The sequence below is a fragment of the Streptomyces sp. SudanB52_2052 genome (assembly GCF_964272415.1).
Lineage (GTDB): Bacteria > Actinomycetota > Actinomycetes > Streptomycetales > Streptomycetaceae > Streptomyces > Streptomyces olindensis.
Map to the genome: position 1 here is coordinate 2208663 of NZ_OZ186796.1, position 11011 is coordinate 2219673.

At 73.0% G+C, this 11011-nt stretch carries 10 protein-coding genes; 2 read left to right on the forward strand and 8 right to left on the reverse strand.

Annotation, left to right across the window (positions count from 1 at the left end; all coding sequences use genetic code 11):
• Positions 1-6 precede the first annotated feature (6 nt).
• The 3 genes from ACSUPV_RS09710 to ACSUPV_RS09720 all read right to left on the reverse strand — a co-directional run bounded on the left by ACSUPV_RS09710 (position 7) and on the right by ACSUPV_RS09720 (position 5715).
• The gene (locus ACSUPV_RS09710) at positions 7-1524 is read right to left on the reverse strand and encodes an effector-associated domain 2-containing protein (protein ID WP_436947309.1); all 1518 of its coding nucleotides are present in this window, start codon (positions 1522-1524) and stop codon (positions 7-9) included.
• Between the two features lie 154 nt (positions 1525-1678).
• The gene (locus ACSUPV_RS09715) at positions 1679-4255 is read right to left on the reverse strand and encodes a polynucleotide kinase-phosphatase (protein ID WP_436947310.1); all 2577 of its coding nucleotides are present in this window, start codon (positions 4253-4255) and stop codon (positions 1679-1681) included.
• The gene (locus ACSUPV_RS09720; protein ID WP_382610743.1) at positions 4252-5715 is read right to left on the reverse strand and encodes a 3' terminal RNA ribose 2'-O-methyltransferase Hen1; all 1464 of its coding nucleotides are present in this window, start codon (positions 5713-5715) and stop codon (positions 4252-4254) included. The genes ACSUPV_RS09715 and ACSUPV_RS09720 overlap by 4 nt, the downstream gene beginning before the upstream one ends.
• A gap of 159 nt (positions 5716-5874) precedes the next feature.
• Between ACSUPV_RS09720 and ACSUPV_RS09725 the strand changes: the two genes are divergently transcribed.
• On the forward strand, positions 5875-6696 hold the full coding sequence (locus tag ACSUPV_RS09725) for an SAM-dependent methyltransferase (RefSeq protein WP_436947311.1): 822 nt from the start codon (positions 5875-5877) through the stop codon (positions 6694-6696).
• 66 nt (positions 6697-6762) lie between these two features.
• Here ACSUPV_RS09725 and ACSUPV_RS09730 read toward each other — a convergent pair whose 3' ends face one another.
• A complete protein-coding gene (locus ACSUPV_RS09730; RefSeq protein ID WP_031119012.1) occupies positions 6763-7683 on the reverse strand; it encodes an LLM class F420-dependent oxidoreductase in 921 nt (306 codons plus the stop codon).
• Between the two features lie 239 nt (positions 7684-7922).
• On the opposite strand from ACSUPV_RS09730, the gene ACSUPV_RS09735 reads away from it, so the two are divergent.
• Positions 7923-8099: a hypothetical protein gene (locus tag ACSUPV_RS09735; RefSeq protein ID WP_359792787.1), complete on the forward strand. Its 177-nt coding sequence runs from the start codon at positions 7923-7925 to the stop codon at positions 8097-8099.
• Between the two features lie 207 nt (positions 8100-8306).
• Here the strand turns inward: ACSUPV_RS09735 and ACSUPV_RS09740 are convergent, their stop codons facing one another.
• The 4 genes from ACSUPV_RS09740 to ACSUPV_RS09755 all read right to left on the reverse strand — a co-directional run bounded on the left by ACSUPV_RS09740 (position 8307) and on the right by ACSUPV_RS09755 (position 10985).
• Positions 8307-8777, reverse strand: coding sequence for a DUF6099 family protein (locus ACSUPV_RS09740; protein WP_031119011.1), 471 nt, complete (start codon positions 8775-8777; stop codon positions 8307-8309).
• A gap of 197 nt (positions 8778-8974) precedes the next feature.
• Positions 8975-9301 carry a nucleotide pyrophosphohydrolase gene (locus ACSUPV_RS09745; protein ID WP_031119010.1) on the reverse strand — a complete coding sequence of 109 codons (327 nt, stop codon included), beginning with the start codon at positions 9299-9301 and terminating at the stop codon, positions 8975-8977.
• Entirely contained in the window at positions 9294-10517 is a 1224-nt protein-coding gene (locus ACSUPV_RS09750; RefSeq protein ID WP_436947312.1) for an AAA family ATPase, read from the reverse strand. Before ACSUPV_RS09750 ends, ACSUPV_RS09745 begins: the two co-directional genes overlap by 8 nt.
• Positions 10518-10589: 72 nt before the next feature.
• On the reverse strand, positions 10590-10985 hold the full coding sequence (locus ACSUPV_RS09755; RefSeq protein WP_037767277.1) for a cell division protein SepF: 396 nt from the start codon (positions 10983-10985) through the stop codon (positions 10590-10592).
• Positions 10986-11011 lie beyond the last annotated feature (26 nt).

An 11011-nucleotide genomic window follows, 5' to 3' on the forward strand; every position in this document is an offset into this window, starting at 1 on the left:
CCTCACTCAGCTGGCGAGATCGCCGGGGTCGGGGGCCTGGACGTCGACGACCCGCGTGGGGTCGTCCCACAGGAATCCGACGTTCCGGGCCAGGTACTGAACCGCGTCCGCCGCGCCGCTCTCGGCGTTCAGACGCATGCGGTGCATGACGGAGGGGAGCTGTACGGGCAGCGCGACGGCGGCGAAGACGGCGGTCACCACTTCGCGTCTCTCCTCCATGAACACGCCTCTGCGGTCCCAGACGGCCAGCCCGATCCCCTCCGCGATCGCCGCTTTGAGTGCCTCCAGGGCCGGCGGCCCGGTCGGCGCGTCCAACAGCACTGCCGTACTTCTTGTTTCCCCCGCGAGAGCGACCTGCCACGCGCGCTGCCGCCGGGCGTCCGCTTCTCTCCAGGGGTGCACCGCGATCCCATGGTGCTTCAGCGCCGCCCAGCGCCGCTGCCACTGCTGGCGGACCACGGCGTTGTCCGTACGCATGCGTTCCAGGCTGCGTAGGTGCACCCCGTACCGCAGACCGAGCGGAGTGGGCTCGCCGTCGCCGATGGCGAACGTCAACCCCGCCACATCGTGGTTCATCAGGTCGTACGGAAGGAGGAACTCTATGTACGCAGGTGGCTCCTTGAGTCCGCCCGCGTCCGGTTCACGGGGCACCAGCCAGAGCTGGGTGCCGCGCCGGAGCGCCTGGTCGACCGCTCGTCCGAGGTCGTCCAGGGGGATGGTGTCCGGTTCGCCGGGGCGGGGGTCCCAGCGGCCCGGGGTGGCGTTCGTCCAGGTCCGCACGGTCACGTCGGTGCTGCCGTCCCGGGCCGGTTCGACGGCGACGACGAGGGTGCGGGGGATGTCCGGCGACCACACCACCGCGGCGCGCCTGTCCCGGCGCGCCACCACCTCGGCGGTCAGGCCGGCGCGTGCGGCCCAGTCGTCGACCCATGCGGTCAGCGCGTGGCGGTGGTCGAGGGTGCGGGCGAGGCGGGCCGCGTGATCGACGAGGAGGACGGCGGGCGGCAGGCCGTCCTCCTGCACGTTCCATTCGAGGAGGTGCGTGAAGAGCTGATCGGGGGTGAGTCCGTCGGGCAGGTCGAGACCGGTGAGTTCCTCGGCCAGCCCGTCCCGTAAGCGTGCGGCGGGCAGGTCGCCGCGGGAGAGGGCGACGCGGGCGCTCTTCTCGTCCTCCTTGGACAGCGGGCCGGTCAGGGCGGGGGCAGGCGTGATCAGCCGTTCGAGCTCGTCCCCGGCCGGGGCGCCTTCGAGGATGCGGACCACCCCGACCAGTACGTGTTCGCCGCCCGGCACGCTCAACGCGGCGGTCACCAGGCTCACCACGTCCTCACGGAGCCGCACCCCACGCAGGTCGACCGGCCGGCGGAGCTGGCCCGCGAGCAGACTGGCGAACTGCACCCGGCTCGGCGCGTCCTCGACGCAGCCCAGCTCGCACAGGACCTCGGTGAGCTGTAACAGCAGCTCGAAATACGGCTGTTGTCCTAATTCGCCGCCGGACACGCCGGGCGCCGCACCTGTCTGCACCGACTTTCCCCCTGAGTCGGTTCACCTGCCTAGACCGACCAGCGAAGTTAGCACGGCAACCCACGGTTCACCAGGGACGGTTGGGGTCGGAACGCCGATGTCCGGCCGGTGCGCGCCGGGGTGGCGCGAACCGGCCGGAGGCCGCCGTGCGGGGTCACAGCCGCGGGTCGACCGGCTCCGACTCCAGTGCCAGCACCCCGAACACCGCCTCGTGCACCCGCCACAGCGGCTCGCCCTCGGCCAGGCGGTCCAGGGCCTCCAGGCCGAGCGCGTACTCGCGGATCGCCAGGGAGCGCTTGTGGTTGAGGAACCGGGAGCGCAGGCGGGCCAGGTTCTCCGGGCGGGTGTACTCGGGGCCGTAGATGATCCGCAGGTACTCCCGGCCGCGGCACTTGATGCCGGGCTGGACCAGGCGGCCCTGGCCGTCGCGGACGATCGCGCCGACCGGCTTGACGACCATGCCCTCGCCGCCGCGGCCGGTCATCTCCAGCCACCAGTCGACGCCGGCCCGGACCGACTCGGGGTCGGCGGTGTCGACGTAGAGCCGGCGGGTGGTCTGGAGCAGGCCGCTGCCGTCGTGCTCGACGAGCCGGTCGATGAGGGCCAGCTGCTCGTCGTGCGGCAGGCCGGCCAGGCTGCGGCCCTGGACCGCGAGGATCTGGAACGGTGCCAGGCGGACGCCGTCCAGTCCGTCGGTGGTCCAGCAGTAGCGGCGGTAGGCGTCGGTGAACGCGGCGGCGTCGGCCGCGCGTTCACCGGTGCGGGCCAGCAGGGCGGACACGTCGACTCCCCGGTCCGCCGCGCCCCGCAGCGCCGCCAGTGCCCCGGGGAGCACCGCGCCGGACGCGGCGCCCACGGCGGCGTACTGCGACCGCAGCAGCCCGGACGCCTTCAGCGACCAGGGCATCAGCTCGGCGTCGAGCAGCAGCCAGTCCGTCTCCAGTTCGTCCCACAGGCCCGCCTCGCCGATCGTCGTGCGCAGCCGGTCGAGGATCGCCTCGGTGAGGGAGTCGTCGTCGAGGAACGGGCGGCCGGTGCGGGTGTAGAGGGACCCGGTCGGCCCTCCCCCACTCTCGGCTGCGCTCGAGCGGGAGGTGCCCCCATCGCCGAAGCGCTTGCGGGCCGCCTCCGCGTCCCGGCACACCAGGGCCACCGCTCGCGAGCCCATGTGCTTCTCCTCGCACACGACCCGCGCGACACCGTCCGCCGCGTACTGGGCGAAGGCCTCCGCCGGGTGCTCCAGGTAGCCGTCGAGGTGACTCGTGGCCGTCGGGGCCATCGTCGGCGGGAGGTACGGCAGCAGCCGCGGGTCGACCGCGAAGCGGCTCATGACCTCCAGGGCCGCCGCCGCGTTCTCCTCACGGATCGAGATCCGGCCCTGGTACCGGGTCTCCACGACCCGGCGGCCCTGTACGTCGGCCAGGTCCAGCGGGCGGCCGTCCTGCCCGCCGGGGGCCTCGGTGCGCAGCGGCTTCAGCGGCTCGTACCAGACCCGCTCGGCCGGTACGTCGACCAGCTCGCGCTCCGGCCAGCGCAGCGCGGTGAGCTTGCCGCCGAAGACCGCGCCGGTGTCCAGGCAGATGGTGTTGTTCAGCCAGGTGGCCTCCGGGACCGGGGTGTGGCCGTACACGACCGCCGCGCGACCGCGGTACTCCTCCGCCCACGGGTAGCGCACCGGCAGGCCGAACTCGTCGGTCTCCCCGGTCGTGTCGCCGTACAGGGCGTGGCTGCGGACCCGGCCGGAGGTGCGGCCGTGGTACTTCTCGGGCAGACCGGCGTGGCAGACGACCAGCCGGCCGCCGTCGAGGACGTAGTGGCTGACGAGTCCGTCGAGGAACTCCCGCACCTCGAAAACGAACTCCTCGCTCTCGCCCGCCATCTGCTCGATGGTCTCGGCGAGGCCGTGGGTGTGCTGGACCTTGCGGCCGCGCAGGTGACGGCCGTACTTGTTCTCGTGGTTGCCGGGGACGCACAGCGCGTTGCCGGACTTCACCATGGACATCACGCGGCGCAGCACGCCCGGGCTGTCGGGGCCGCGGTCGACGAGGTCGCCGACGAAGACGGCCGTGCGGCCCTCGGGGTGGACGCCGTCGACGTAGCCCAGCTTGCCGAGCAGCGTCTCCAGTTCGGCGGCGCAGCCGTGGATGTCGCCGATGATGTCGAACGGGCCGGTGAGGTGGGTCAGGTCGTTGAAGCGCTTCTCGGTGACGACCGTGGCCTGCTCGACCTCCGCCACGCCGCGCAGGACGTGCACCTTGCGGAAGCCCTCGCGCTCCAGGTGCCGGAGGGAGCGGCGCAGTTCGCGGGTGTGGCGCTGGATGACCCGGCGGGGCATGTCGGCGCGGTCGGTGCGGGCCGCGTTGCGCTCGGCGCACACGTCCTCCGGCACGTCGAGCACGATGGCGATGGGCAGCACGTCGTACGTGCGGGCCAGGTCGATCAGCTGGCGGCGGGCCTCGGACTGCACGCTGGTCGCGTCCACGACCGTGCGGCGGCCGGCGGCCAGGCGCTTGCCGGCTATGTAGTGCAGGACGTCGAAGGCGTCCTTGGTGGCGCTCTGGTCGTTCTCGTCGTCCGAGACGAGACCGCGGCAGAAGTCGGACGAGATGATCTCGGTCGGCTTGAAGTGCCTGCGGGCGAAGGTGGACTTGCCGGAGCCGGAGGCGCCCACGAGCACCACCAGGGACAGGTCGGTGACGGGCAGCACGCGCCCCTTCTGTACGTCGGTCATGCCGCCTTCGCCTCCTTCGGGCTGGTCATCGTGAACAGGGCCATCTGGGTGGGCGGCCCCACCTCCGGGTCGTCGGGGCCCACGGGGACGAACTCGACGCCGTAGCCGTGGCGTTCGGCCACCGCCTCCGCCCAGGCCCGGAACTCCGCCCGGGTCCACTCGAAGCGGTGGTCGCCGTGCCGGACGTGGCCGGCCGGGAGGCTCTCCCAGCGCACGTTGTACTCGACGTTCGGGGTCGTCACGAGGACCGTGCGCGGACGGGCCGAGCCGAACACGGCGTATTCCAGGGCGGGCAGCCGGGGCAGGTCGAGGTGCTCGATCACCTCGCTCAGCACGGCGGCGTCGTAGCCCTTGAGCCGGGCGTCGGTGTAGGCGAGCGAGCCCTGGAAGAGCCTGACGCGGGACGCCTGCCGCTCGCCCATGCGGTCCAGCTTCAGCCGCCGGGACGCGATGGTGAGCGCGCGCATCGACACGTCGACGCCGACGATCTCGGTGAACGCCGGGTCCTTGAGCAGCGTCTGCACCAACTGGCCCTGGCCGCAGCCGAGATCGAGGACCCGGGCGGCCCCGGAGCGCCGCAGTGCCGTGACGATCGCCTCGCGGCGCTGCACGGCCAGCGGGGTCGGCTTCTCCTCGGTCTCGGTCTCCGCCTCGACCGCGTTGTCGATCTCCTCGACCTCGCTGTCGTCGGCCTCGGCGAGCCGCACCAGCTCCAGGCGTTCCGTCGCCGCGCGGGTCAGGGACCAGCGGCGCGAGAGGTAGCGGCTGGTGATCAGCTTCTGCTCCGGGTGGCCGGGCAGCCAGCCCTCACCGGCGCGCAGCAGCTTGTCGACCTCGTCGGGGGCGACCCAGTAGTGCTTGGCGTCGTCCAGGACCGGCAGGAGGACGTAGAGGTGGCGCAGGGCCTCGGCGAGGGTGAGCGCGCCGGATTCGAGGACGAGGCGCACGTACCGCGAGTCGCCCCACTCGGGGAACTCGGTGTCCAGCGGCACGGGCTCGGCGCTCACCGTCCAGCCGAGCGGCTCGAACAGCTTTCGTACGAGGTCGGGGCCGCCGCGGGCGGGCAGCGCGGGCACCTCGATCCGCAGGGGCCTGGCCTGGCCGGGGAGCTCCGGCCGGGCGTTGCAGACGCCCTTCATCGCGCTGGAGAAGACGCTGCTCAGCGCCACGGCGAGCAGGGAGGAGGCCGCGTACGGGCGGTCGTTGACGTACTGCGCCAGGGCCGCGTCCGGGGCGCCGCCGCGGCCCTTGCCCTTGCCGCGCCGGACCAGTGCCACCGCGTCCACCTCCAGCAGCAGCGCCGCCGTGCAGCGCTCGGCGTCGGCCTCGGGGTAGAGGACGTGGGCCGTGCCGTAAGAGGTGGAGAACGCCTGGGCCTTGTCGGGATGCTTGTGCAGCAGGTAGCCGAGGTCGGTCGCGGGGCGCTCCGGCGTGCCGGTGGTGGTAAGGGTCAGGAACACGGTGGGTCGACCTCGATCAGTGGTCTGAACTGCGGATACGCCCACCGTACAGAGCGGGCCCCGACAGCACCCGGGAATTTTCGCTAGCCTCCCGATCGACCGGGCGTTCGAGGGGGAATCGGATGAGCGCCCACGCACGCACAGATGCGGAGGCCTCACGTGACAGACGCCGGGCGAAGCACGGACCAACTCGACACCGGCAAGCCCCACTCGGCGCGCATGTACGACTACTTCCTCGGCGGGAAGGACAACTACCCGGTCGACGCGGAAGCGGCCGAGCAGGTGATATCCCTCTTCCCCGCCGTGCGGGACATGGCGCGGACCAACCGCCGGTTCATGCACCGCGCCGTCCGGCTGCTGGCGGAGCGGGGCGTCAGCCAGTTCCTCGACATCGGAACCGGCATACCGACCGAGCCCAACCTGCACCAGATCGTCCAGGGGGTCGTCCCGCACGCCCGGGTGGTGTACGCGGACAACGACCCGATCGTCCTCCGCCACGCCGAGGCCCTGCTGCACAGCACGCGCGAAGGCAGGACCGCCTACGTCGCCGGCGATGTGCGGGAGCCGGGGAAGATCATCGCCGCGGCGCGGGAGACCCTGGACTTCAGCCGGCCGATCGCGCTGTCCCTCGTGGCGCTGCTGCACCTGGTCGGGGACGAGGACGTGCCCGGCCGGATCGTCCGCGAGCTTCTCGAATCCCTGCCGTCCGGAAGCTACTTGACGCTCTCGCACGCGACCGGGGACTTCGACCCGGAGACCTGGGAGCGGGTCGTGGAGGTGTATCGCAAGGGCGGGACGGCGGCGCAGGTGCGCTCCCGCTCGGAGTTCACGGAGTTCTTCACGGGGCTCGAACTGGTGGAGCCCGGCGTGGTGCTGGCCGCGCAGTGGCACCCCGAACTCGGCGAACGGGGGGAGGGCGGGGACGGCGACGGCCCGGCGGAGGAGATGCCCCTCTACGTGGCGGTCGGCCGCAAGCCGTGACGGCCGGTCCGGCGGATCGCGCAACGGCCCGATCCGCCGGACGGTGATGTCACGCGGCTGCCGCCGTCACGACAGCTGCGACTGCACCTGCGAGGAGATCAGCTCCAGGTGGTCCAGGTCGTCCAGGTCGAGGACTTGGAGGTAGATGCGGCGGGAGCCGATCTCGGCGTAGCGGCCGATCTTGTCGACGACCTCGGCCGGGGAGCCGGCCAGGCCGTTGAGCTTCAGCTCGTCGACCTTGCGGCCGATCGCGTCGGCCCGGCGGGCGACCTCCGCGTCGTCCCGGCCGACGCAGACGACGAGGGCGTTGGAGTACGTCAGCTCGTCGCCGCGGCCCGCCTCCTCGGCGGCGGCGCGCACCCGGGCGAACTGGCGCTCGCTGTCCTCGACGGAGCCGAAGGGCATGTTGAACTCGTCGGCGTACCGCGCGGCGAGGCGCGGCGTGCGGGTCGGGCCGTGACCGCCGACGAGCACGGGGATCTTGTCCTGCGCGGGCTTGGGCAGCGCGGGCGAGTCCGTGAGTTCGTAGTAGGTGCCCTGGAAGTCGAAGGTCTTGCCGGCCTCCGTCGCCCACAGGCCGGTGACGATCTCCAGCTGCTCTTCGAGGCGGGCGAACTTCTCCTTGGGGAAGGGGATGCCGTAGGCCTTGTGCTCCTCCTCGAACCAGCCGGCGCCGAGACCGAGCTCGACGCGGCCGCCGGACATCTGGTCGACCTGGGCGACCTGGATGGCGAGCACGCCGGGCAGCCGGAAGGTGCCGGCGGTCATCAGGGTGCCGAGCCGGATGCGCTTGGTCTCGCGGGCGAGGCCGGCCAGGGTGATCCAGGCGTCGGTGGGGCCGGGCAGGCCGTCCACGTTGCCCATGCGGAGGTAGTGGTCGGAGCGGAAGAAGGCGTCGAATCCGAGGTCTTCGGTGGCCTTGGCGACGGTGAGCAGAGTGTCGTAGGTGGCGCCCTGCTGGGGCTCGGTGAAGATGCGAAGATCCATGGTTCCATCCTGCACGCCGGGTCGCGGCTCGACGAGATCGGTCCCCCGTCCCGTCTGGTCCCCGGTCGGGTGAAATTACGTCAATACCGCGCGTCCCGCGTGACCGGGCCAGTGACCGGCCCCGGTGGTGATCGTTGGCTCGGGCGGAGCCGGAGCCCCCGGCTTCCGCACCGGCCGGTGACCGCCGGGGCGCCACCCGCGTCGGCCTCCCCGGGGGGCCAGGGGCCGAGGAGGCCGTCATGTCCGAAGAGACCGTGCCGCAGCAGGGCGGGACCGGGCAGCCGAAAGGGCTGTTGCAGCAGATGGAGGAGCTGATGGCGGCGTTGAACGCGGACCTGTCGGCGTTGGACGCGGACCTTCAGGCGGCGGGGAACGCCGGCCGCGCGGCGGGCGAGGAGGGCGGCCAGGCCGGCTGACGGCCGGCTCCAGGGCTTGGGGGGTTCGGGGGGCTTGGGGCAGGGCCGACGGGGGGTACCAGTCGGTGGTGCCCGGCATGCGGGGCACGGTCCGGTGATGAGCACAGGCGGTGGCGCGGGACGCTCGGACGTGGCGGGCCGAATCCACCCCGCCACACTCGGACACCAGATGCCCCGCAGCCAGTACGGACACCCGCGGCGACCGCTCTACCCCGCCTCCCGCTCCGGTAACGCCTGTTCCCGGTCCGCGAGTCTGCGGAGCATCTCCAGGACGCGGTCGCGGGACTCGTCCGCCGCGTCGATGGCCTCCATGCACTGCCAGTAGGTGCCCTCGTCGGCCGCGGCGCAGGCCAGGCCGACGAGGGCGATGCCGACCTCGCCGAGGAGGCCGCCGAGGCACATCAGCGTGTGGCGGGCGTCGCCCAACTCCGTGAGCTGGCCCGCCCGCAGCTCGCCGGGGGCCAGTTCGGGCGGGTCGAGGACACCGCAGCCCCGGCCCGCCAGCTCCGTCAACCCCAGTGCCTCGCCGCGCAGTTCGGGTGGGCCGACGACCGCGAGGCGACTGCCTATCGCCTGCGCGAGGGCCTGCGCCTGCCACACCTCTGCCATGATCTCCCGCACCTCGCCGCCCGCGGCCAGGGACCGCCTGCTCGTCACGATGAGCCGCACCGCGTCCATGCGCTGCCCCCGTCTTGTCCGACGCGCCCCGCGCGTCCGCCTGCCCGAACTCCCTTGTTCACTACCCAGAGTGAAGGCGCGTGAGACGAAAAGCCAGAGGAAGGCGGAAATTAGCGGACAACAATTCGGATTCGGGCCGCATTTCGATTACGCAGCGTACAAGTGGACTTTGCGACTCCTGGCGGCCGGGCGTCGCGCTAGGGCGCCGGGAACCTCCGCTCGTTCCGGTCGATCTTCGCGTCCAGCGCGGCCAGCGGGTCGATGCCGAGCACCTCGCACAGTTGCAGGAGGTACGCGAGCACGTCGGCGACCTCGTCGGTGACGCGGTGCGCGGTGTCCGGGTCGGACATGACCCGGGCCGACTCCTCGGGCGTCAACCACTGGAAGATCTCGACGAGTTCGGACGCCTCCACGCTGAGGGCGGCGACCAGGTTCTTGGGGGTGTGGTACTGCTGCCAGTTCCGCGCGGCGGCGAAGTCGGCCAGCCGGCGTTGCAGTGTCGCCACGTCCAGGGGATCAGTCACGGTTCAGGTGTACCACCGTGACGCCCGCGGTCCCGGTGGCCCAGGAGGCGTCGCTCACCGCGCCGACGAGCCGGATGTGCCCCCGCTCGCACATCCGGGCCGCGAGTCCCAGCAGTTCCCGCCGCTGCCGCGGGTCCAGCGCGCGGTCGAGTCCGTCGGCGAGGACGGTGAGCGTCTGGAGCGCGGCGGGCACCTCGCCGACCGGGTCGACCTCCAGGACACCGGGTCCGGTGAGCAGGACCAGGGCCAGGGCGAGGTAGCGGAGTTCGCCGTCGCCCAGCCGCCCCAGGTCCGTGCGGACGCCGTCGCCGCGGTCGAGTGCCGCGCGGACGGCCCGGGTGGCGTCCGGCCGGGCGAGCACGTCCACGCCCCGCGGAGCGGACCCGTCGATGACCGGCGGGGCCAGGGCGTCCGTCACCGGCTGCGCGAGCACGTCCGCCACCGGCCCGGCGCATCCCGCCCGCACCGCCGCCACGAACTGGGCGTGCCGCCGTCCGCACTCGGCGCGGGTGCGCCACAGCACGTCGGCGAGGTTGCCGCAGCCGCCGAGCAGGCGCCCGGAACCGGCCGGGACGGGGCGGCGCATCCGGGCGGGCTCGGGGTCGCAGGCGAAGGCGGAGCGCAGGGCGACGACCATCTGCTCGGCGGCGGCCAGCACCCTGCGCTGCCCGGGCGTCCGGCCGGCGACGCGCAGCGGCAGCAGGGGGGTGCCGAGCAGGTCGTCGGGCAGCGGGCCGCGGGTCACCGGTGTGGGCCCGGCCGTGTGCCAGGCGGCCTGCACGGCGCGCTTCCCGGGGTCGCGCAGGGCGGTCTCCAGGAGGACCAGTCCGCCGGTCGTCAACCGCTCGCCCACCACCCGCAGTTCGGGCTCGGCCTGCACGGCGACGTCGAGCCGGACCGGCCCGGCGGGTCCGTCCGCCGTGCAGCCGATGCGGAAGCCGCGGCGGCGCTGTGCGTCGGGCCGGGCCCGCTCCGGCACGCAGGCGGCGGGGTCGGGGAACGCCTCGGCGAGCCGGGCGCCGCCCCCGAGCCGGGCGAGGGCCTCGTACGCCCGCAGGGCGCTGGTCTTGCCGGAGCCGCTGGGGCCGGCGAGGAGGGTGAGCCGCTCCAGCGGGAGGACGGCGCGGCGGAGGCCCGCGAACGCGGCCAGGCGCAGTTCGGTGATGCGGGGGCGGTCGGGGTGCGTGAGGGCGGCGGGAGCGGAGGGCTCGGTCATGTCCGGACGGTAGGACTCCGCACACGGGACGAACCGTTCCGTCCCCGGGGCGTTCCTACGATCGGGCGACGGTCACGCCCCGGGGAGCCCCACCCCCTCCATCAGCCCCGTCACCTCGGTCCCGGCCGGGGTCAGCAGGAACACGTTGCGGTCCACGCGGTGCATGCCGCTCGCCAGGCCGAAGACGACGCCCGTGCTGAAGTCGAGGACGCGCTTGGCGACCTCCGTCTCCGCGCCGGTCAGGTCGAGCAGGACCGGGACGCCCGCCATCAGGGTCTCGGCGACGTCGCGGGCGTCGGCGAAGACGTTCACGCGCAGGACGACGAAGCGGCGCCGCGCCTCCGTCTCGGCCTCGGGTATGGACCGGTGGTCGACGGAAGAAGGCCAGGCGTCCCGGCCCCGCAGCGGCACGACCTGGGCGAGCCCCTCCCACTGTTCGTCGGTGACATCGTGGCTGTTCACCGGCATGCTCCGTCCTGGCTCGCACTGGCTGT